Consider the following 21,499-nt stretch of genomic DNA (forward strand, 5'->3'; position numbering starts at 1 on the left):
CGTCACGACTCTCCTTGGCCCTCAGTACGCAAGCGAGCGGTCTACGGCGTCGAGTACCCGGTCCAGTCCGGGAAGGTACTCGTCCTCCAGCCGCGACGGCGGATAGGGGGCGTGGTAGCCGCCGACCCGCAGGACGGGGGCCTCCAGGTGGTAGAAGCAGCGCTCGGTGATCCGGGCCGCGATCTCGGCGCCGGAGCCGAAGAAGACCGGGGCCTCGTGGACCACGACGAGCCGGCGGGTGCGCTCGACGGACGCCTGGATCGCGTCGAAGTCGACCGGCGAGATCGACCGCAGGTCCAGGACCTCCAGCGACCGGCCCTCCTCCTCGGCCGCCGCGGCGGCCTCGAGACAGGTCTTGACCATGGGCCCGTAGGCGGCCAGCGTCAGGTCGGTGCCGGTCCGCACGGTGCGGGCGGTGTGCAGCGGGCCCGGCGTCGCTGTGTTGGCATCGGGATCCACCTCGGAGCGGTCGTGGTAGCGCCGCTTGGGCTCGAAGAAGATGACCGGGTCGTCGCCGGCGATCGCCTGCTGGAGCATCCAGTAGGCGTCGGAGGCGTTCGACGGCGAGACGACCTTCAGGCCCGCGACGTGCGCGAACAGCGTCTCGGGGGACTCGCTGTGGTGCTCGACGGCGCCGATGGCCCCGCCGTAGGGGATGCGGATGACGACCGGCAGCTTGATCTTGCCGAGCGCGCGGGCGTGCATCTTGGCGAGCTGGGTGACGATCTGGTCGTACGCTGGGAAGACGAACCCGTCGAACTGGATCTCCACCACCGGCCGGTAGCCGCGCAGCGCCAGGCCGATCGCGGTGCCGACGATGCCGGACTCGGCGAGCGGGGTGTCGATGACGCGGTCCTCGCCGAAGTCCTTCTGCAGGCCGTCGGTGACGCGGAAGACGCCGCCGAGCTTGCCGACGTCCTCGCCCATGACCAGGACCTTGGGGTCGGACTCCAGCGCCGTGCGCAGCGAGGCGTTGATCGCCTTGACGATCGAGAGCTTCTCGGTGGCCATCAGTTGCTCTCCTCGTCCGCGAACTGCGCCTGGTAGGCGGCGAATTGCGCGCGCTCCTCGTCGACCAGCGCGTGGCCGTCCGCGTAGATGTTCTCGAAGATCGCCGTGTCCTCGGGGTCCGGCATGGTGCGCACGGTGTCGCGGACGCGCTTGGCGAGGGCGTCGCTCTCGGCCTCCAGCGCGGCGAAGAACTCCTCGTCGGCGTACCCCTCGCGCTCCAGGTGGCGGCGCAGGCGCAGGATCGGGTCCTTGGCCTCCCACAGCTCCCGCTCCTCGTCGCGGCGGTAGCGGGTGGGGTCGTCGGAGGTGGTGTGGGCGCCCATCCGGTAGGTGAACGCCTCGACGAGCATGGGGCCCTGCCCGGTGCGGGCGCGCTCCAGCGCGGCCTTGGTCACCGCGAGGCAGGCCAGCACGTCGTTGCCGTCGACGCGGACGCCGGGGAAGCCGAAGCCCTGGGCGCGGCGGTAGAGCGGGACGCGGGTCTGCTTCTCGGTGGGCTCGGAGATGGCCCACTGGTTGTTCTGGCAGAAGAAGACCACGGGGGCGTTGTAGACCGCGGCGAAGGTGAACGCCTCGGCCACGTCGCCCTGGCTGGACGCGCCGTCGCCGAAGTAGGCGATGACGGCGGAGTCGGCGCCGTCCTTGGCGACGCCCATCGCGTAGCCGGTGGCGTGCAGCGCCTGGGAGCCGATGACGATCGTGTACAGGTGGAAGTTGTTCTCGTTGGGGTCCCAGCCGCCGTGGTTGACGCCGCGGAACATCCCGAGGAGGTTGGTCGGGTCCACCCCGCGGCACCAGGCGACGCCGTGCTCGCGGTAGGTGGGGAAGACGTAGTCGTCGTCCCGGGTGGCCCGGCCGGAGCCGATCTGGGCGGCCTCCTGGCCCAGCAGGGAGGCCCACAGGCCCAGTTCGCCCTGGCGCTGGAGGGTGGTGGCCTCGCCGTCGAAGCGGCGGGTCAGCACCATGTCGCGGTACAGGCCGCGCAGTTCCCCGGGCGTCACGTCGATGGCGTAGTCGGGGTGGCCGACCCGCTCGCCCTCGGGCGTCAGCAGCTGTACGAGCTCCGGCTGGTCCGGCCCGCCGGCCGGCTTCTTCGCGCCGGCGCGTTTGCCGCCGCGCGGCTTGCGCGCGGCGGTGCTGTCCACGGTCACGTGTGCTCCTCCGTCTGTCGGCCCCCGGGGTCGCCGGTGGCCGTAGGGGGTCCCCCCGCCGTGGGGCTGGGGGTGCTCGCCCGCTTCCCGACGGCACACGGGGTGGGTGTGCCGAGGCCGGAACCGGGCGCGACAGGCGCCCCGGCGAATGGCCTGCAATAGGCACGTTACCCAGTACCCGGCATTCCTGCGAAACCCTGTCTGACCTGCGATTTTGCTTGGATTTCCAAGTAAATCCAGAAAGGGCCGCAGCGGTACTGGTCAGAGCCTTGCGAGCCTCCTCCGCCGAAGCGGAGTTACCGCCGGAACGACCGCACGTTATCCCGGAGGACAAGAGCAGGGGAAGACTCGATGTGTGAGACTGACACTGTGCGCGAACAAGGAAAAATCACGGTATTTCTGCTTGACGACCACGAGGTGGTGCGGCGCGGCGTCCACGAGATGCTCTCCGTCGAGGAGGACATCGAGGTGGTCGGCGAAGCCGGTACCGCGGCCGACGCTTTGGTGCGCATTCCCGCCACCCGGCCCGACGTCGCCGTTCTGGACGTCCGTCTTCCGGATGGCAGCGGAGTAGAAGTATGCCGTGAGATCCGCGCGCAGGACGAGGGCATCAAATGTCTGATGCTCACCTCGTTCGCCGACGACGAGGCGCTTTTCGACGCGATCATGGCCGGGGCCTCGGGATATGTGCTCAAGGCGATTCGCGGCAATGAGCTGCTGTCCGCCGTGCGCGACGTGGCCGCCGGAAAGTCGCTGCTCGATCCGGTCGCGACCGCCCGGGTGCTGGAGCGGCTGCGGGACGGCAAGGACCCCAAGGGCGACAACAAGCTCGCCTCCCTCACCGAGCAGGAGCGCCGCATCCTGGACCTGATCGGGGAGGGCCTGACCAACCGCGTGATCGGCGAGCGGCTGCACCTCGCCGAGAAGACCATCAAGAACTACGTCTCCAGCCTGCTGTCCAAGCTGGGCATGGAGCGCCGCTCCCAGGCCGCCGCGTACGTCGCCCGGCTCCAGGCGGAGAAGCGCTGACACGGCCGGAAGTCGCCGGACCGAGGCCGAAAAGCACCCGTCCCAAAGGGCCTGCCGCCCGTTTAGGGACCAACGTCCCGGGCGCGACGGGGCGGGTGGCTCTACGTGCACCGGGGGTGACGGTGCAGAGTAAGCGCATGCCTTCAGACGAGTACCGAGCGCTCGAACTGCTCGAACGAGCCCCCTACGGGCGGCTCTCGGTGACCATGCGCGCGCTCCCGTTCGTCATCACCACCCGGCACATCGTCTCCGACGGCAGGGTCCTGATCCGGCTGCACGGCGGCTACGGCTACGGACGCGCCTGCGACGGCTCGGTCGTCGCCTACAACGCCGACAACTTCGGCGACCGGGAGGAGGGCGACGAGCGCGTCTGGCACATCCAACTCATGGGCACCGCCCGGACGTTCACCCCGGACCCGGCCGAACTCCCGCGCTTCGGCCCGGCCCCCCGCATCGCCGACGACAAACCCTTCGTCCCCGAATACCTGTGCATAGAACCGCAGTTCATCACCCTGCACCACCTCGAAGGCGTACCCACGAGGGCCGCCGCGCACGCTTCGTGAACTAACATTTGGGGCGTGCCGCGCTCACTTGTCCACAACGCACCGCCCCACGCCCCACCCCCCGACGGCGCCCTGCGCACCCTGCTGCGCCGCTACCGGCAGGCGGGCGAGCCCGTCTCCTGCGAACCGCTCACCGAGGGCCTGCTCAACCGGGGTTACCGGCTCTCCACCAGCCGCGGCCGCTTCTTCCTCAAGCACCACCTCGACGGCGACCGGGACGCCATCGCCCGCCAGCACGCCGCCACGCTCCGGCTGGGCGCGCTCGGGCTGCCGGTCGCCCCGCCCGTCGCCGACGACGACGGCTCCACCGTCGCCGTCCTCGGCGGCCGCTGCTACGCCCTGCACCCCTGGGTCGAGGGCCGCCACCGGGACGGGGGCGAGCTGACCGAGGCCCAGTCCCGGCGGCTGGGCGGGCTGCTGGGCCGGGTGCACGTGAGCCTGGAGACGGTGATGGAGGGCGAGCGCCCCGAGGCCGTCCCCCAGGGGCCCGAGGAGGCCCTCACGGGCCGCTCCCCGGCCCCCGACGCCGCGGCCGACCCCGAGGACACGTACGCGCTCATCGAGGAGCTCCTGGTCCTGGCCCGCCGCCGGCCCCGCGACGCCTTCGACGAGCTCGCCGAGCACCGCCTCGTCGAGCGCCGCACCCTGCTGGAACAGCATGCCCACCGCCGTCCGCCGGCGGCCGCGACGCCCGCCCGGGGCTGGGTGCACGGCGACTTCCACCCGCTCAACCTGCTCTACCGGGGCGCCGAGCCCGCCGCGATCGTCGACTGGGACCGGCTGGGGGTGCGGCCGCGCGCCGAGGAGGCCGTCCGGGCCGCCGTGATCTTCTTCCTGCGGCCCGACGGCACGCTGGACTTCACGAAGGTACGGCCGTACGCACGGGCCTACCGGCGCAGCACGGGCGCCGGCCCGGCGGAGCTGGCGGCGGCGGTGCACCGGGTGTGGTGGGAGCGGCTCAACGACTTCTGGATGCTGCGCTGGCGCTACCAGCTGGGCGACCACCGCGCCGACCCCGGTTTCCCGGCGTCGGCGGCGCTGGCCGTGTGGTGGACGCGCGCGTACGAGGACGTGCACGACGCGTTCACGGACTGAGACGGCCCGGGGGCGTCAGGGCGTGGAGTGGCCCTGGGTGTCCGCCCCCTGGGTCGAGCCCTGGGTCGTCCCCTGGGTGGTGCCCTGCGAGGTCCCCTGGGTCGTCCCCTGGGTCGTCCCCTGCGAGGTCCCCTGCGTCGTCCCCTGGGACGTGCCCTGCGAAGTGCCCTGGGACGTGCCCTGCGAGGTCCCCTGCGAAGTGCCCTGGGACGTACCTTGCGAGGTCCCCTGCGAAGTGCCCTGCGAGGTCCCCTGGTTGCTGCCCGGCTTGTCGTCGCCGGTCGGGTTGCCGCTGGGCTCCTTGGACGGGTCGTTGGAGGGCTCGTTGGAGGGCTCCTGCGAGTGGCGGCCGCGATTACCGGTGTTCTCCGAGTAATCGTCGTCGTCATCGCTGGAGTTGTCGCCGGTCGTGCCGCCGCGCTGGGGGATGGAGGACGGCTCCTCCTTCTTGGGGCTGGGGGAGGAGGACTCGCTGGAGCCGGGGCTGGAGGGCGCCACGGTCTGCTTGTCCTTGGTCTTCTCCTCCGAAGAACCCTGCTTGCCGTCCTTCAAGAACACGAACGCCGCCACCGCGACCGTCGCCACGATCACCACCGCAATGAAGATCCACAGCTTGCTGCTGCCGCCCCGGCCGCGCCCGGCCGGCTCGTAGTCGTCGTCGCCGGCGCCACCGACGCCCTGCGGCAGGATCCGCTGCGGGGAGGTGTCGCCGTGCTGCGGGTGCGGCATGGCCGTGGTCTGGCCCATGCCGGCCGCGCCCAGCATCTGCGTGGCCGCGGTGGCCGCCGCGACCGGGCCGGTGTCCCAGGCGCCGGTGTGGCCGCCCGCGTCGTGCAGCATCTGGAGGCTGTACTGGACCAGCCCGCGCATCTCCTCGGCGCTCTGGAACCGGTCGTCCGGGTCCTTGGCCAGCGAGCGCATGACGAGCCCGTCGAGCTCCGGCGGGACGCTGCCGAGCACCTGCGACGGCGGGATCGGATTGTCCTGAACGTGCTGGTACACCACGGAAAGCGGCGTCTCACCGGTGAACGGCGGGCGCAGCGACAGGAGTTCGTAGAGCAGGCAGCCGGTGGCGTAGAGGTCCGAGCGGGCGTCCACGGTCTTGCCGAGGGCCTGTTCGGGCGAGAGGTACTGCGGGGTGCCCATGACCATGCCCGTCTGGGTCATGGTCGACTGCGCGCCGTGCAGGGCGCGGGCGATGCCGAAGTCCATGACCTTGACGGCGCCGTTGTTGGTGATGATGACGTTGGCGGGCTTGATGTCGCGGTGCACGATGCCGTGCTGGTGGCTGTAGGCCAGCGCGTCCAGCACGCCCGAGACGATGATGAGCGCCTGCTCGGGCGGCGGGGCCTCGGCGTTGAGCAACAGGTCGCGGATGGTACGGCCTTCAACCAGCTCCATGACGATGTACGGCACGGTGCTGTGGCCGACGACATCCTCGCCGGAGTCGTAGACGGCGACCACCGCGTGGTGGTTCAGCCCGGCGACGGACTGTGCCTCGCGGGTGAAGCGGGCCTTGGAGACCGGGTCCTCGGCGAGGTCGGCGCGCAGCAGCTTGACCGCGACCGTGCGGCCGAGGCGCACGTCCTCGGCGGCGAAGACCTCGGCCATGCCGCCGCGGCCGAGCCGGTGGGTGAGGCGGTAACGGCCGTCGCCGACCACGCCGCCATTACCCCACATTTCCGGCACATCGGGCATTCCGCCCCCGGTGGCGTCAGGGTCGGACGGACCCTGGGCGCTCTGCGTCTGTGCCATCAGTCCTCGCCGTCGTGTCTGGCCGCTCGCGTGGGGGCCTGAACCTTGGGGCAGTGCTCGCGCAAGGCCCGGGGCAGTACCTCGGGGCAATACGAAGCAATGCAGTTCTTCCGCTAGGCACGCTACAGGTTCCGGGATGCGCACCGGTCGGGGATGGACGGGCAATCAAACCCGCAGCGGGCCGCGCAAGGCAAATTCCGTGACGGCTTGTCGCGCATCCGGTCACGGAACGGGCACGTGGCTTGACGTGCCCCGGCCCTGCGGCACACTTGGCCGGGATACGTGTCCGGTCGGATGGATCTGGCTGGATCAGACCTTTGAACCGGGCCGGGCCCCGCGTCGCGTCACCGACGGACGCCGGTGCGCACGCCGATGGGGGAAACAGGAGCATGAGCCAGGACGGCGCACAGGGCCGGTACGCGGGACGGGCCGTCGCGGGCGGCCGCTACCAGCTGCGCGACCTGCTCGGCGAGGGCGGCATGGCCTCCGTGCACCTCGCGTACGACGCGGCGCTGGACCGCCAGGTGGCGATCAAGACGCTGCACACGGAACTGGGCCGGGAATCGTCCTTCCGCGAGCGCTTCCGCCGCGAGGCGCAGGCCGTGGCCAAGCTCACGCACACCAACATCGTCTCGGTCTTCGACACCGGCGAGGACGAGCTCGACGGCACGACGATGCCGTACATCGTCATGGAGTACGTCGAGGGCAAGCCGCTGCGCTCGGTGCTCGACGCGGACGTGAAGCAGTACGGCGCGATGCCGGCCGCGAAGGCGCTCAAGATCACGGCGGACGTGCTGGCGGCGCTCGAGGTCAGCCACGAGATGGGCCTGGTCCACCGGGACATCAAGCCGGGCAACGTGATGATGACCAAGCGTGATGTGGTCAAGGTCATGGACTTCGGCATCGCGCGCGCCATGCAGTCCGGGGTCACGTCGATGACCCAGACCGGCATGGTCGTCGGCACCCCGCAGTACCTCTCGCCCGAACAGGCGCTGGGGCGCGGGGTGGACGCGCGCTCCGACCTCTATTCGGTCGGCATCATGCTCTTCGAGCTGCTGACGGGTCGGCTGCCCTTCAACGCGGACTCGCCGCTGGCCATCGCGTACGCGCACGTCCAGGAGGAGCCGGTCGCGCCCTCCACGATCAACCGCTCGATCCCGCCGGCGCTGGACGCGCTGGTCGCCCGCGCGCTGAAGAAGAACCCGAACGAGCGCTTCCCGTCCGCCGCCGCGATGCGCGACGAGTGCGCCCGCGTGGCCTCCACGGTGCACGGCGCGTCCTCGCCGGTGATCAACGGCGACGCCCCGGCCCCGCGCAGCGGCGCGGGCGTCTCCTCGGCGGTCTTCCCGCCGGTGGACCAGCAGGCGGTCCCGGGCCCGGGCATCCAGTCCGTGCAGACGCCGTACCAGCCGCCGCAGCAGCCCTCGTACGCGGCGGGTTACCAGCAGACCCCGCCCCCCGCCCCCGCGTACCGGACGCCTCCCCCGTACCAGGCGCCCCCGGCCCCGGTTCCCTCGAAGGGCAACAGGCCGGTCATCGTCGGCTCGGCGATCGTCGCGGCCCTGGCCGTCGTCGCCGTGGTCGGGATCATCGCCCTCAAGGGCGGCTCCGACGACGAGCCCGAGACCAGGGCGGACGAGAAGACGTCGCAGACGACGTCCCCGTCCCCGGCGGGCGGCACGTCCGGTGGTACGTCGGGCGGCGGCGCCAACGAGGCCAAGCACAAGGACGGCGACAAGTCCAAGGTCATCGAGGTCGAGAAGTGCACCAACGCGCGTGACAGCTTCCTCGACAAGTCGAAGAAGTCGATGCCCAGCCTCACCTTCGTCCACATCGACTCGGTCAAGGCCTGCCTCCAGAAGGCCGGTTGGAAGTACCGCGAGGACAAGCAGGACGAGAATGTCTGGGGCAAGGGCACCGTCATGATGACCAGCCCCGCGCAAGGCGATGCCTTCGATCCCAAGAACACCACGATCGTCCTGACCGTCTCGACCGGCGACCCCGCGTCCTGACGCCGGACACGACGAAGGGCCGGAAGTCCCGCGGGACTTCCGGCCCTTCGTGCGCTCCGCTACAGGTACGGCCCCGAGCGCGCGCCCTGCGGGTGGCCGCCCTCGTGGTCGTCCTCGCCCACGCCGGCCGGCAGGGCCCGGCGCATCTGTTCCAGCTGGGCGCGGGCCGCCATCTGCTGGGCGAACAGCGCCGTCTGGATGCCGTGGAAGAGCCCCTCCAGCCAGCCGACCAACTGCGCCTGGGCGATGCGCAGTTCGGCCTCGGTGGGGATGGTGTCGTCGGTGAACGGGAGCGAGAGGCGCTCCAGCTCCTCCACGAGCTCGGGGGCGAGCCCGTCCTCCAGCTCCTTGACGGAGCTGTGGTGGATCTCCTTGAGCCGGACACGGCTGGCCTCGTCCAGAGGAGCCGCCCGTACCTCCTCCAGCAGCTGCTTGATCATGCTGCCGATGCGCATGACCTTCGCGGGCTGTTCGACCTGCTCCGTCACGGGCACCTCGCGCGACTCGTCGTCACCGGCCCCGACGCCGGGGCCAGCGCTGCCGAGAGCCATGCCGTCCGGGCCTACGACCAGGACGTGCGGGCTCTCCTGCGACCGTTCGTTCCTCGGCATATCCATGCCGCCATTCTCTCGCACAGGTGATTTCCCCCAGGTGATGCCCCTGCGAGCGGATGATCCAACGGGGTCGGCCGCTCCGGCTTCAGCGATGGCGCAGCCGGAGGCCGAGGAAGCCGATCCCGAGGCCGGTGAGGGTCAGCCCGGTGCCGAGCGGGAGGACGCGCATCACGGGCTCCGGGGCCGGGGCCGACGTGCTGCCGCGCGCGGCCGACCGGCCGCCCCCGGCCCGCACGGGCACGGGCGGCGGGGCGGGCGAGGACGGCGTGGGCGAGGGGTCCGCCCGCGGCGCGGGCGTCGCGGGCGCCTCCTCGGCGGCCTCCGGCGGCTCGGGCGGGACGGCGGCGGGCTCCGGCCGCTCCTCGTCCGCGGGCTCCGGCGGCGCCTCCTCGTCCGGGTACTCCGCCGGCGCCCGCGAGGGCTCCGGGGCCCGCCCGGGGTGGGCCCGGCCCTGGCCCGCGACCGTCCCGGCGAGCCGCCCGGGGTCGGGGGCGGCGGACGGGCCCGCCGCGCGGGGCGCGGGCCGGGCGGACGGCCCGGGCTCGGCCCGCGCCGCACCCGGCGCCAGGGCGAGGACGGCCGCCAGCGTCAGCCCGGCCAGCGCGGCCGGGCGGGTTCCGGCGATCACCCCTCCACCGTCACACGGGGGCCGGACGGCGGCACGCGCCGAACGGCCGTACGGGTGACTCGGCCCGTCGTGATCAGCCCGTCGTGAGCAGCACCTTCCCCACGTGCGCGCTCTCCTCCACGATCCGGTGCGCCGCGGCCGCGTCCCGCAGCGGCAGGGTCCGGTCCACGACCGGGCGCACCCGCCCGCCCGAGACCAGCGGCCACACGTGCTCGCGCACCGCCGCGACGATCGCCGCCTTCTCCGCGAGCGGCCGCGAGCGCAGCGTGGTCGCCATCACCGCGGCGCGCTTGGCGAGCAGCTTGCCGAGGTCGAGCTCGGCCTTGCGGCCGCCCTGGAGGCCGATGACCGCCAGCCGGCCGTTGACGGCGAGGGCGTCCACGTTCCTCGCCAGGTACTTGGCGCCCACGATGTCGAGGATCACGTCCGCGCCCGCGCCGCCGGTGACCTTGCGCAGCTCCTCGACGAAGTCCTGCTCGCGGTAGTCGATGAGGATGTCCGCGCCCAGCTCGCGGCAGCGCTCCAGCTTCTCCCCGCCGCCGGCGGTGACCGCCACACGCGCGCCGACCGCCTTGGCCAGCTGGACGGCCATCGTGCCGATGCCGCTGCCGCCGCCGTGCACCAGCAGCGTCTCGCCGGGGCGCAGGTGGGCGAGCATGAACACGTTCGACCAGACCGTCGCCGTGACCTCGGGCAGGGCCGCGGCCGACACCACGTCCAGCCCCTCCGGGACGGGCAGCAGCTGGCCGACGGGGACGACGGCCTTCTCCGCGTAGCCGCCGCCCGCCAGCAGCGCGCACACCTCGTCGCCGACCGCCCAGCCGCTGACCCCGGGGCCGAGCGCGGCGATCCGGCCGGAGCACTCCAGGCCGGGGAAGGGGGAGGCGCCGGGCGGCGGGTCGTAGAAGCCCTGGCGCTGCAGCAGGTCCGCGCGGTTGACCGCGGTGGCGGCGACCTCGACCAGCACCTCTCCCCCGCCGGGCACGGGATCGGGTACCTCGGCCCAGACGAGCGCGTCGGGTCCGCCGGGTGTGGGGATGGTGATCGCATGCATGGCGCGAGGCTACTCCGCGTCCTTCCGCGGCGGGGTACGGGATCATGGAGCCGTGCCGACCCCACCGACCGCAGCCGCCCCCGGCCCTCCTGAACACGAACGGACCGGCGCCCGCCGCCTGTTCCGCTCGCTCTGGCGCCGCACCCGGTCCGACAGCGAGGACGCCGAGGCGGCGGGCGCCGTCGTCCTCCCGGTCCAGAACATCACCGCGCCGCTGCGGCAGGTGATACAGCGCCTGGTCATGGCCCTGCTGGTGCTGGGCCTCACGACCTTCATCGTCTACTTCGACCGGGACGGCTACCACGACAACGCGGGCGGCCCGCTCAGCTTCCTGGACGCCGCGTACTACGCCACCGTCACCCTCTCCACCACCGGGTACGGCGACATCACACCGGTGAGCGACGCGGCGCGCCTGATCAACATCCTCGTTGTGACGCCATTGCGCGTCCTGTTCCTGATCATTCTGGTCGGCACCACGCTGGAGGTGCTGACCGAGCGGACGCGCCAGCAGGTCCGCGTACACCGTTGGAGATCGCGCATGCGGGACCACACCGTCGTCATCGGCTACGGCACCAAGGGCCGGCACACGGTCGAGACCCTTGTCGGCCAGGGCCGGCCGAAGGAGAAGATCGTCGTGGTGGACCCGCAGAAGAAGGCGGTGGACGCGGCGGCGGGCGACGGTCTGGTGGGCGTCCTCGGGGACGCGACCCGCTCCGACACCCTGCACCGCGCGGAGCTGCAGAAGGCCGCCCAGGTCGTGATCACCACCCAGCGCGACGACACGGCCGCCCTGGTCACCCTCACGGCGCGGCAGATCAACAAGCACGCCACGATCGTGGTCGCCGTACGGGAGGACGAGAACGTCCCGCTCCTGCGCCAGAGCGGCGCCGACACCGTCGTCACCAGCTCCAGTTCGGCGGGCCGCATGCTCGGCATGTCGATGGTGAGCCCGTACGTGGGCAACGTCCTGGAGGACCTGCTGACCTACGGCCACGGCCTGGACGTCGTCGAACGCCCGGTCACCAAGTCCGAGGCGGGCCGCTCCCCGCGCGACTGCGCCGACCTTGTCGTAGCCGTCCTCCGGGGCCACCGTCTGCTCAACTACACGGACCCGGAGGCCCAGTCCCTCCACCTCACGGACCGCGTGATCACGATCCGGGAGGCGCCGCCGGTGACGACGGCGGAGGGCTGACGATTTCCTTCGACTCCCCGGCGTCCGGGGCGAGCCCGACCGTCATCCACGTGGTATACGCGCGACTTGGGGAGGGAGGGTGGGTCTGACGACCCACCATTCCTTTGGGCAGAGCCCGAATCCCGCCCCCCGAATCCCGGAAATCGGGCTCCGCCGGTTCACCACTCGTCCGGGCAGTCAGCAAGATGCCGGCAGACCCGCCCGAGCCCCCGCATGCGCATCACCGCCGAAACCGGCCCGGAACCCGGGCCGTTCTCCCACTCGGCCCGCACCCGGTCGAGCACGCAATTCCACCCGCTGAGATCCGCAAGGCATGGGAACAGGCCGACCCGGCCTGATACAGGTTGGGTTGCGAAACACACGACAGCAGCCCTCACACAGAGATGTCGTACCGCAGCTCATACAAATGCCCCGCCTTCGCCATGACCGATGCCTCGATGGGCCGTTCGTCATCGCTGTAGACCACCCGGAAGGTACGCAGGACGGGCAGGTCTGTCGGCAGAGCCAGGGCCTCGTATTGCTCTTGGGTGGGGACCCGGGCGGCGACCCGGTCCACGCACTTGCGGGGCGGGTAGCCCAGTTCGGCCAGGAGAGTCGGCGTACCGCCACGGATCCGGCGGCGCTCCGTCATGGCCGTGCCGCGCACGATGTCAGGGGGATAGAAGGACTTGACCAGTTCCACCGGTTCGTCGTCGAAGAGGAGGACTTGGGAGCGCAGGAGCGCGGTGCCGCCGTCGGTGATGTTCAGCGCCACGGCGACGTCCGAGGGCGGGCGCACCTCGGCCACGTCCAGAAGCCGGCTGCGGGCCCTCACCCCACGCTTCCCGGCCTCCGTGATCCACCGGTACGGCTGCCCGGGCGCGGCGGGCGCGAGGTACGAAGCCGGGTACATCGTCCGCTGCCGGTGCTCACGCACCAGGACCCCGGAACCCGGGCGGCCGACCACGAGCCCCTCGTCCTTGAGAATCTGAAGTGCCTTCTGCACCGTCGCGTTCGACGCGCTGAAACGGTCTGTGAGCTGCTGGGTGGAAGGGATGTTGCCACCCGCGGGGAGGCCGCCCGACAGGATCTCGTCCCGCAGGTCCGCCGCGATGCGCGTGTGGAGCGAGCGCCGGTCCCGCACGGTCAGCCGATCCTGAGTTCGTAGCGGAGGCTCTGACGGTGCGCGGGCATCGTCATCACGTCCACCTGCAGAGGGCGGTCGTTCCCGTCGAACGTCACACGGGTCAGACGGAGGACCGGTTCCTCCTCGGCCATGGCCAGGGTCTGCAGCTCCTCGGCGGCGGGCCTACGGGCCCTGATCTCCTCCGTCACCCGCTCGCCGACGTATCCGAGCCTGGCCAGCAGAGTCACGGCACCGCCCGGGATCTTGGCCGTCCCGGCCAGCGGCGTGCCGCGCGCGATGTCCAACGGGTAGTAGGTGTCCGTCAGTTCTGTCGGTTCGTCGTCCAGATAGATGATTCTGCGACGGACGACGACGGACTCCCCGTCCGACGTCCCCAGCAGCCTGGCCACCTCGGGTGCCGGGACCGTCTCCCCCGCCGCGACGATGCGCTGGGAGCCTCGCCGGCCCCGGGCGGCGCTCTCCTCGCTCCACGCGTCGGGCTGCCCGCTCTCGCGGGGTGCCAGGTAGGGCACCGATGTGCTGATCCACTCGCTGCTGCTCACGGCGGCCTCCTGCCTTGGTCGCGGTTCCCCGACCTTACTGCCTCGACCGCACGTGAGCCGATCGGGTGATGACGCTCCCAAAAACATCCTTACTGCTATATGCGAACAACATTATGTTGCGCGCTGTTCCTTACCAGACACGGGAGTTGGCCCATGAACAACCATCACGCCGGCCGGCGGGGCATCGCCATGGTGACCGTTACGGGGGACCGTGTCCGCGTCGGTGACGTGGTCACGGTCGGCGGTATTCCGCATCGTGTGCGGGACGTCCGCTGCGTCCTTCCCGCGCGCACCAGGCTGGAGTTCGAGGATGGGAACGTCTACGTCGTCGGGCGGTCGCATCCCATCGAGGTATCGCGCGCCCATCCCGTTTCCCGGCTCAGGGCAGGCCGCCCCCGTCCTGTGGTGCCAAGGACCTTCCCGTAGGCCGGTGTTCTCGTGGTCCGACGGACGACCTCGTGGTCGCCGTGGTCCGCGGCCACCGCCTGCCACACCGCACCGACCCCGAGGCCGCGACGGCGCACCTCACCGACCGCCTGATCACCATCCGGAAGGCGCCGGTGTCCGAGAGCTGAACAGGCCCTCTACCAGGGCAGGTCGAGCAGGGCGACCCGGCCGCGCGAGGTGCTGCCGCCCGGCGGGATCACCGCCATCGCGTCGGCCGCCGCCAGGCCGCGCAGCATCGCCGGCCCGTGGAAGCGCAGCGGGCGCGCGCCGTCGCCGCCGCGCAGCACGACGGGGACGAGGCGGGTGTCGGCCGGGTGGCTCGGCACCGGTCCGGCCGGCACGGCCCGGCGCAGCGACGGGGCCGTGCGGCCGGAGAGCGTGCGCAGCAGCGGTTCGGCCAGGGTGAGCAGGCCAGCGACGGCGGCGAGCGGGTTGCCCGGGAGGCCCACGAGGTGCCGGTTCTCCGCGAGGCGGGCGAGCAGCATGGGGTGGCCCGGGCGGACCGCGACCCCGTCCACGAGCAGCTCGGCGCCGAGCCGGCGCAGGGCCGGGTGCAGGTGGTCGCGGGGGCCGGCGGCGGTGCTGCCGGTCGTGATCACCAGGTCGGCGTCGGAGGCGGCGAGGGCGTCGTGCAGCGCGTCGGCGTCGTCGCCCAGCCGGTGCTCCGCCGCCACCTCGGCGCCGAGCGTCCGCAGCCAGGGGCCGAGCATCGGGCCGAGCGCGTCGCGGATCCGCCCGTCGTGGGGCAGGCCCTCGTGGACGAGCTCGTCGCCGAGGACGAGGATCTCGACCCGGGGACGGGCGGTCACGGACAGCGCGTCGTACCCGGCGGCCGCGGCGAGGCCCAGCACGGCGGGCGTCACCGGGCTGCCGGCGGGCAGCAGTTCGTCGCCGCTGCGGCACTCCTGGCCGCGCGGGCGGATGTCCTGGCCCTGCCCGGCCCGGCGGGTGGCGTACAGCTCGCCCTGCGCCGTCGTCCGGCCGTGCTCCCGGCGCAGGACGGCCGTCGCCCCGGGGGGCACGCGGGCACCGGTGGCGATGGGCACGGCACACCCGTCCCGCAGCGGCTCGTTGCCGGTCTGTCCGGCGACGATGCCCTCGCCCGCCGGCCGCTCGGGCAGCCGCCAGGGCCCGGGCCCGGCGACGGCCCAGCCGTCCATGGCGGAGGTGTCGAACGACGGCAGGTCCGTCAGCGCGGCCAGCCCCTCGGCCAGCGTCCGCCCGAGCGCCTCGCCGAGCGGCACCTCCTCCGGGGCCAGCGCCTCGGCGGCCCCGGCGGCGATGCGGCCGGCGGTGGGCCAGGGGGTGGGGGGCAGGCGGTCCGTGGTGTCGGTGGTGACGTGGTGGCCGGCGCCCTGGCGGACCATGGTGGGGTCACCGTCCTCGTGGCGGCCGGCGGGCGCGGAGCCGGGCGGCGGCGCGTCGGTCCCGCCCGGGCGGGGGGTGGCCGGTCGCCCGGACGGCTCGTCGCCACCGGGCGCGGGGTCCCGGGCGGCGTCCTCGTCGTCGCGGCTGTCGCGGCCGTCGTGGCCGTCGCGGCCGTCGTGCGGGGAGCGGTCTTCGTCCGGACGCCCCTGTGTCCCGCGTGTCCCGCGTGTCCCGCGCGTGGACGCGTCGGCGCGCCCGGGGGCGCCGTCGCCGTCCGGACGGGAACCCGCGCCGCCCGGCGCCTCGCGGGCGGACGAGCCGACGCGCTCCGGGGCGGCATCGCCGTCGCGGCCGGAACGGCCGTTTCGCGCGGACGCGTCGGTACGTCGCCCCGCATCGCCGTCGCGCGCCCGACGGCCGTCGCCCGGGGCCGGGCGGCCCTGCGCCGCCGCAGGCGCGGGCGCGTCGTCGGCGGCCCGCGAACGGGCGGACCCGGCACGGGTCCGGCCCGTGGAGCGCTCCGCCGCCGGGGTCTCCCGGGCGGCGGACGCCGGTACGGAAGCGGCGCGCGCGCCGGCCGTCCGGCCGCGGGAACCGTCCCGCGCGCCGTCACCGGTCACGTCCCGGACCGACCGCCAGACGTCGGTCAGCGCCTCGTCGTCGGTACCGTTCCGCCGGGCACCGGCGGAGGTGCCGTCGGCGACGGACCGCCACACGCCCGTGGACGAGCCGGTGGCGCCCCGCCGGGCGGGCGGCCGCTGCTGCCGGGAGGGGCCGGCGTCCTGTGACGCGACGTCGCGGACCGTCCGCCAGACCTCGGTCAGGCCCGCGTCGCCCGACGGGTCCGCACGGCCGTGTGCGCCGAGTGCGCCATGTACACGGTGCGGGGCGTCCCCGCCGTACGGGTCCGGCCCCGCGTGGTCGTAGAAGCGCACGCCGCCGAACGGCACGTCCAGCGGCGGGACTTCACGAGTGGCGGCGGCCGGTGGCGGCCCGGCGTCGTCCGGGTCGTCGTCGAACGGGAGGTACCCGCCGTCCACCGGCCCCACGGCGGCCCGTCCCGGTGCGCCGTGGTCGGCGGCGAGGATGGCCAGCGCCTCGTCCGTGGCCCGGTCGAGGGCGGCCGCGTCCGCGTCGCGGTCGTGGGGGCTCATGCGGGGGCCCCGGAGCCGTCGCCGTCCTCCTCCGCCCAGCGCGCGGCCAGTGCCGCCGCCTGCCCGGCGGCGCGGGCGACCTCCTCGGGGCCGCCGCCGCGCAGCGCGGCCGCGTAGCCGACGAGGAAGGTCGTCAGGGGGGCGGCGGGGCGGGCCACGCCATGGGCCGCGTCGCGGGCCAGGTCGAGGAGCCCGGCCCGGTCGACGTCGAGTTCTATGCCGAGTTCGGCCTTGACCGCGGCGATCCATTCATCCAGCACGGTCCTATCGTCCCTGATGCGCGCGCGGGCCGCGCCGATGTCCTGCCAGGTGTCGCAGTCGAAGGACGCCTCGTGGTACGGGAGGCGCGCGAGGGACAGTTCGGCAGTGAGGAGGCGCACGGGAAGGCCGGTGAGGGTGCCGTGCTCCGTGGCGAGCAGGGCGATCTCGCGCCGGAGCGGCTCCGCCCGGTAGGCGGCGACGAGCGGCTGGTCGCGGCCGTCGGCGTCGGTGAGCAGGGCGCCCTCCGCGCCGACGGCCGCGGCGACGAGCTCCCGCACGGCGTCCGCGCCGAGGAACGGCAGGTCGGCCGAGAGGACGAGCACCGTCTCCGCCGTGGCGTGCCGCAGCCCCGCGTGGAGGGCGGCCAGCGGCCCGCCGCCGGGCGGCTGTTCGCGCGCCCAGACGACCGGCCGCGCCGTGGGCCGGCGCGGCCCGACGACCACCGTCGTCGCCGCGCCGGCGCCCCCCCCGCGCACCCAGTCCAGCAGGGAGCGGCCGCCGCTCCGCCCCCCCGGCTTGTCCGCCCCCCCCAGCCCCCGGGCGGCGCCTCCGGCCAGGACGACCGCGTCGTACAGCGTTTGGGGCCGCCGCCCCGGGGGGGGGGCGGCCCGCGGCCCGCGGCGGGGGGGGTGTGCGCGCCCCCAGCCCCCCGGCCGCGCGGGGGGCCGGCGCGGCCCGACGACCACCGTCGTCGCCGCGCCGGCGCACCCGCCGAGCACCCTGTCCAGCAGGGAGCGGCCGCCGATCCGCACCCCGGGCTTGTCCGCCCCGCCCAGCCGCCGGGCGGCTCCTCCGGCCAGGACGACCGCGTCGTACAGCGTTTCCGTCACCCGACGAGTATGGGTTCAGAGCGTCCGCAGGAGCACGGCGGGGCGTTCGACGCAGTCCGCGACGTAGCGCAGGAATCCGCCGGCCGTTCCCCCGTCGCACACCCGGTGGTCGAACGCGAGGGACAGCTGGACGACGTGCCGCACGGCCAACTCGCCCTGGTGGACCCAGGGTTTGGGGGCGATGCGGCCGACTCCCAGCATCGCCGCCTCGGGGTGGTTGATGATGGGGGTGGAGCCGTCCACGCCGAAGACTCCGTAGTTGTTGAGGGTGAATGTGCCGCCGGTGAGCTCGGCGGGGGTGATGTGGCCCTCGCGGGCGGCCTCGGTGAGCCGGGCGATCTCCGCCGAGAGGGCGGCCGCGCCCTTGGTGTGCGCGTCGCGGACGACGGGGACGACGAGCCCGCGCGGGGTCTGCGCGGCGAAGCCGAGGTGCACCGCGGGCAGCAGCACGATCTCCCGGGCCTCGGTGTCCACCACGGAGTTGAGCTCGGGGAACTCCGCGAGCGCGGCGGTGCAGATCCGGGCGAGGAGGGCGAGCAGCGAGACCTTCGTCCGGCCGGGGCCCTCGTTCATGGACCGGCGGGCGGCGAGCAGCTCCGTCGCGTCGGCGTCCACCCAGCAGCTGGCGTCCGGGATCTCGCGCCGGCTGCGGCCGAGCTTCTCGGCGACGGCGCCGCGCAGCCCGCGCAGGGGGATGCGCTCGCCCGCGGCCGGGGACACGGCCGGGGGCACGGCCGCGGGTACGACCGGGGGCATGGACTCGGCGGCGGCCGCGGCCCGTTCGACGTCGGCGCGCAGGATCAGCCCCTCGGGACCGCTGCCGCGCACCCGGGCCAGGTCGAGGCCGCGCTCGCGGGCGATCCGGCGGACGAGCGGGGAGATCACGGCCACGGGACCGTGACCGGGACCGGGACCTGTACCGGCACTGGCACCTGCACCTGCACCTGCACCTGCCGGATCGGCCGGGGAACCGCCGGATCCGGGACCGCTGGACGCGGAACCGGCGGCCACCGGCCCGCCGGAGACCGGGGCGTCCGACCAGAGCGCCCCGTCGTCGGGGCGGGGCACCGGCAGGGGCTCGGCCGCCGGCCGTCGCACCCGGGGCCGGCGAGGAGCCGGGGCCTGGGTGCCGTAGCCGACGAGGACGTTCCCCGACCCTTCCCCGGCGGACCGATCCGCCGGGGACGCCGGATCGGGCGCCCCCGCCGAATCCCCTACCGCGACCGTCAACAGGGGTGCGCCCACCGGCAGTTCCGCGCCTTCCTCGCCGAAGCGCGCCGTGACCACGCCCCCGTAGGGGCACGGCACCTCCACCATGGCCTTGGCCGTCTCGACCTCGACCACCGGCTGGTCCACGGCGACCACGTCGCCGACCTCGACCAGCCAGCGGACGACCTGCGCCTCGGTGAGCCCCTCACCGAGATCGGGCAGGGCGAACTCCTTGACCACGGCCATCAGTTGACACCCCCCGTCGTCCACTCCGACTCCCACTGCAGCCGGGCGACCGCGTCCAGCACCCGGTCGACTCCCGGCAGATGGTGCTTCTCCAGCATCGGCGGCGGGTACGGGACGTCGAAGCCCGTGACCCGCAGCACCGGGGCCTCCAAGTGGTGGAAGCAGCGCTCGGCGACCGTCGCGGCGAGCTCGCCGCCGGGCCCGCCGAAGCCGGTGGCCTCGTGGACGACGACGGCCCGGCCGGTGCGCCGCACGGACGCGACGACGGTCTCCTCGTCGAACGGCACCAGCGAGCGCAGGTCGACGACCTCCAGGTCCCACCCCTCGGCGCGGGCCGCCTCGGCGGCCTCCAGACAGACGGGGACGGAGGGGCCGTAGGTGATGAGCGTGGCGGAGGTGCCGCGGCGGCGGACGACGGCGGTGCCGATGCCCGGCACCCCCTCCGGCCGGTCGGGCTCCCAGTCGGCCTTGGCCCAGTACAGCCGCTTGGGCTCCAGGAAGACGACCGGGTCGTCGGAGGCGATGGCGGCGCGCAGCAGCCCGTAGGCGTCGGCGACGGTGGCCGGGGTGACCACGTGCAGGCCGGGGGTCGCCATGTAGAGCGCCTCGGAGGAGTCGCTGTGGTGCTCGACGCCGCCGATGCCGCCGCCGAACGGGATGCGGATGGTGATCGGCAGGGGGAGTCGGCCCCGGGTGCGGTTGCGCATCTTCGCGACGTGGCTGAGGAGTTGCTCCAGCGCCGGGTAGCCGAAGGCGTCGAACTGCATCTCCACGACGGGCCGCAGCCCGTACATCGCCATGCCGACGGCCGCGCCGAGGATGCCCGCCTCGGCCAGCGGCGTGTCCGTACAGCGGTCGTCGCCGAACTCCTCGGCCAGCCCGGCCGTGATCCGGAAGACGCCGCCCAGGGTGCCGACGTCCTCGCCGAGGACGTGGACGGCCGGATCGTCGGCCATGGCGTCGCGCAGCGCCCGGTTGAGGGCCTGGCTCATGGTGGCGGGCTTGCGGCCCGTCGCGGTGACCGCGGTGGTCATCGGTCCGTTCCTTCCTCGGCGGCCGCGAGCTCGGCCCGCAACTGCTCGGCCTGCCGGGTCAGTTGATCCGTCCGCCGGGCGTAGACGTGGTCGAACAGCTCCATGGGGTCGAGCGGCGGATCCTCGTTCATCCGCTCGCGCAGGTCGGCGGCCATCCGCTCGGCGGCCTCGCGCTCGACGGCGATATCCTTCTCCGTCAGCAGCCCGCGCCGGGTCAGCTCCCGCTCCAGCAGTTCCACGGGGTCGTGGGCGCGCCAGGCGGTGACCTCGGCGTCGCTGCGGTAGCGGGTGGAGTCGTCGGCGTTGGTGTGGGCCTCGACGCGGTAGGTCAGGGCCTCGACGAGGGTGGGCCCGCCGCCGGCCCGGGCGCGGCGCACGGCCTCGGTGAGGACCTCGTGGACGGCGGGGGCGTCATTGCCGTCGACCAGGCGGGCGGGGATGCCGTAGCCGACGCCCTTGTGCGCCAGGGAGGGCGCGGCGGTCTGCTTGGACAGGGGCACGGAGATGGCGAAGCCGTTGTTCTGCACGAGGAAGACGACCGGGGACTTCCAGACGGCGGCGAAGTTGAGCGCCTCGTGGAAGTCGCCCTCGCTGGTGCCGCCGTCGCCGACCATGGCGAGCGCGACGACGTCGTCCCCCTTGAGGCGGGCGGCGTGCGCCAGGCCGACGGCGTGCGGGAGTTGGGTGGCCAGCGGGGTGCAGAGGGGGGCCACGCGGTGCTCGCGCGGGTCGTAGCCTGTGTGCCAGTCGCCGCGCAGCAGGGTCAGGGCCTGGACGGGGTCGAGGCCGCGGGCTATGGCGGCGAGGGTGTCGCGGTAGCTGGGGAAGAGCCAGTCGCGCTCCTCCAGGGCGAGGGCGGCGGCGACCTGGCACGCCTCCTGGCCGGAGGAGGAGGGGTAGACCGCCAGCCTGCCCTGCCGGGTCAGGGCGGTGGCCTGGGTGTTGTAGCGGCGGCCGCGCACCAGGTGCCCGTGGAGCAGCCGCAGGAACGCGGGGTCGAGCGCCTCGGCGGCGGGGGTGCCCAGCAGCCGGTACGGCTCGGCGTCGGGCAGCAGCGGCGCGGGGTCGGTGCGGGGCCGCCAGGCCCGGGACGGGGGCGGCCGGTGCGAACCGGGCTGCTCCAGGACCGTCATGACGAGCACCTCCTCGGGAACGAGCATGACCGGAAAGCACCCTGT

Annotated in this window: 17 protein-coding genes and 2 pseudogenes; 5 read left to right on the forward strand and 14 right to left on the reverse strand. The window is 73.6% G+C overall.

Annotation, left to right across the window (positions count from 1 at the left end):
• Positions 1-21: 21 nt before the first annotated feature.
• On the reverse strand, positions 22-1,011 hold the full coding sequence (locus I5Q34_RS10330) for an alpha-ketoacid dehydrogenase subunit beta (RefSeq protein ID WP_199891909.1): 990 nt from the start codon (positions 1,009-1,011) through the stop codon (positions 22-24).
• Positions 1,011-2,162: a pyruvate dehydrogenase (acetyl-transferring) E1 component subunit alpha gene (gene pdhA / locus I5Q34_RS10335; RefSeq protein WP_199891910.1), complete on the reverse strand. Its 1,152-nt coding sequence runs from the start codon at positions 2,160-2,162 to the stop codon at positions 1,011-1,013. The genes I5Q34_RS10330 and pdhA (I5Q34_RS10335) overlap by 1 nt, the downstream gene beginning before the upstream one ends.
• Before the next feature lie 369 nt (positions 2,163-2,531).
• Between pdhA (I5Q34_RS10335) and I5Q34_RS10340 the strand changes: the two genes are divergently transcribed.
• The 3 genes from I5Q34_RS10340 to I5Q34_RS10350 all read left to right on the forward strand — a co-directional run bounded on the left by I5Q34_RS10340 (position 2,532) and on the right by I5Q34_RS10350 (position 4,849).
• Positions 2,532-3,191, forward strand: coding sequence for a response regulator transcription factor (locus tag I5Q34_RS10340; protein ID WP_277965480.1), 660 nt, complete (start codon positions 2,532-2,534; stop codon positions 3,189-3,191).
• Positions 3,192-3,328: 137 nt separating this feature from the next.
• Entirely contained in the window at positions 3,329-3,754 is a 426-nt protein-coding gene (locus tag I5Q34_RS10345) for a pyridoxamine 5'-phosphate oxidase family protein (RefSeq protein WP_199891912.1), read from the forward strand.
• A gap of 15 nt (positions 3,755-3,769) precedes the next feature.
• Positions 3,770-4,849, forward strand: coding sequence for a phosphotransferase (locus I5Q34_RS10350; RefSeq protein WP_199891913.1), 1,080 nt, complete (start codon positions 3,770-3,772; stop codon positions 4,847-4,849).
• Between the two features lie 15 nt (positions 4,850-4,864).
• On the opposite strand, the gene I5Q34_RS10355 is transcribed toward I5Q34_RS10350, so the two are convergent.
• A complete protein-coding gene (locus I5Q34_RS10355) occupies positions 4,865-6,604 on the reverse strand; it encodes a protein kinase (RefSeq protein WP_199891914.1) in 1,740 nt (579 codons plus the stop codon).
• A gap of 389 nt (positions 6,605-6,993) precedes the next feature.
• Here I5Q34_RS10355 and I5Q34_RS10360 point away from each other — a divergent pair, with 389 nt between their 5' ends.
• Positions 6,994-8,616: a protein kinase gene (locus I5Q34_RS10360; RefSeq protein WP_199891915.1), complete on the forward strand. Its 1,623-nt coding sequence runs from the start codon at positions 6,994-6,996 to the stop codon at positions 8,614-8,616.
• Between the two features lie 59 nt (positions 8,617-8,675).
• Here I5Q34_RS10360 and I5Q34_RS10365 read toward each other — a convergent pair whose 3' ends face one another.
• The 3 genes from I5Q34_RS10365 to I5Q34_RS10375 form a co-directional block, all read right to left on the reverse strand.
• Complete coding sequence (locus tag I5Q34_RS10365) at positions 8,676-9,233, reverse strand: bacterial proteasome activator family protein (protein ID WP_199891916.1); 558 nt, start codon at positions 9,231-9,233, stop codon at positions 8,676-8,678.
• 82 nt (positions 9,234-9,315) lie between these two features.
• The gene (locus I5Q34_RS10370; protein WP_199891917.1) at positions 9,316-9,858 is read right to left on the reverse strand and encodes a hypothetical protein; all 543 of its coding nucleotides are present in this window, start codon (positions 9,856-9,858) and stop codon (positions 9,316-9,318) included.
• Positions 9,859-9,931: 73 nt separating this feature from the next.
• Positions 9,932-10,912 (reverse strand): NAD(P)H-quinone oxidoreductase, encoded by a 981-nt coding sequence (locus I5Q34_RS10375; RefSeq protein WP_199891918.1) that lies wholly within the window; start codon positions 10,910-10,912, stop codon positions 9,932-9,934.
• 52 nt (positions 10,913-10,964) lie between these two features.
• Here I5Q34_RS10375 and I5Q34_RS10380 point away from each other — a divergent pair, with 52 nt between their 5' ends.
• Positions 10,965-12,104, forward strand: coding sequence for a TrkA family potassium uptake protein (locus I5Q34_RS10380; RefSeq protein WP_374192996.1), 1,140 nt, complete (start codon positions 10,965-10,967; stop codon positions 12,102-12,104).
• A gap of 373 nt (positions 12,105-12,477) precedes the next feature.
• Here I5Q34_RS10380 and I5Q34_RS10385 read toward each other — a convergent pair whose 3' ends face one another.
• From I5Q34_RS10385 to pdhA (I5Q34_RS10425), 8 genes and pseudogenes are all read right to left on the reverse strand, one after another.
• Entirely contained in the window at positions 12,478-13,233 is a 756-nt protein-coding gene (locus I5Q34_RS10385) for a GntR family transcriptional regulator (protein ID WP_199892886.1), read from the reverse strand.
• Entirely contained in the window at positions 13,230-13,772 is a 543-nt protein-coding gene (locus tag I5Q34_RS10390) for a GntR family transcriptional regulator (protein WP_199891920.1), read from the reverse strand. The genes I5Q34_RS10385 and I5Q34_RS10390 overlap by 4 nt, the downstream gene beginning before the upstream one ends.
• A gap of 584 nt (positions 13,773-14,356) precedes the next feature.
• Positions 14,357-15,751, reverse strand: a pseudogene (locus I5Q34_RS34590) (molybdopterin molybdotransferase MoeA); the annotation flags it as partial.
• 986 nt (positions 15,752-16,737) lie between these two features.
• Positions 16,738-17,577, reverse strand: a complete 840-nt coding sequence (locus I5Q34_RS10405) for a DUF6457 domain-containing protein (protein ID WP_199892887.1) — start codon at positions 17,575-17,577, stop codon at positions 16,738-16,740.
• A 99-nt stretch (positions 17,578-17,676) separates the two neighbouring features.
• A pseudogene (locus tag I5Q34_RS35500) lies at positions 17,677-17,832 on the reverse strand (NTP transferase domain-containing protein); the annotation flags it as partial.
• Between the two features lie 15 nt (positions 17,833-17,847).
• Entirely contained in the window at positions 17,848-19,287 is a 1,440-nt protein-coding gene (locus tag I5Q34_RS10415) for a dihydrolipoamide acetyltransferase family protein (protein WP_199891922.1), read from the reverse strand.
• Complete coding sequence (locus I5Q34_RS10420; protein ID WP_199891923.1) at positions 19,287-20,321, reverse strand: alpha-ketoacid dehydrogenase subunit beta; 1,035 nt, start codon at positions 20,319-20,321, stop codon at positions 19,287-19,289. Before I5Q34_RS10420 ends, I5Q34_RS10415 begins: the two co-directional genes overlap by 1 nt.
• Positions 20,318-21,454: a pyruvate dehydrogenase (acetyl-transferring) E1 component subunit alpha gene (gene pdhA / locus I5Q34_RS10425; RefSeq protein WP_199892888.1), complete on the reverse strand. Its 1,137-nt coding sequence runs from the start codon at positions 21,452-21,454 to the stop codon at positions 20,318-20,320. The genes I5Q34_RS10420 and pdhA (I5Q34_RS10425) overlap by 4 nt, the downstream gene beginning before the upstream one ends.
• Between the last annotated feature and the right edge of the window lie 45 nt (positions 21,455-21,499).

This window comes from Streptomyces sp. AV19, from assembly GCF_015999245.1.
Classification (GTDB): domain Bacteria; phylum Actinomycetota; class Actinomycetes; order Streptomycetales; family Streptomycetaceae; genus Streptomyces.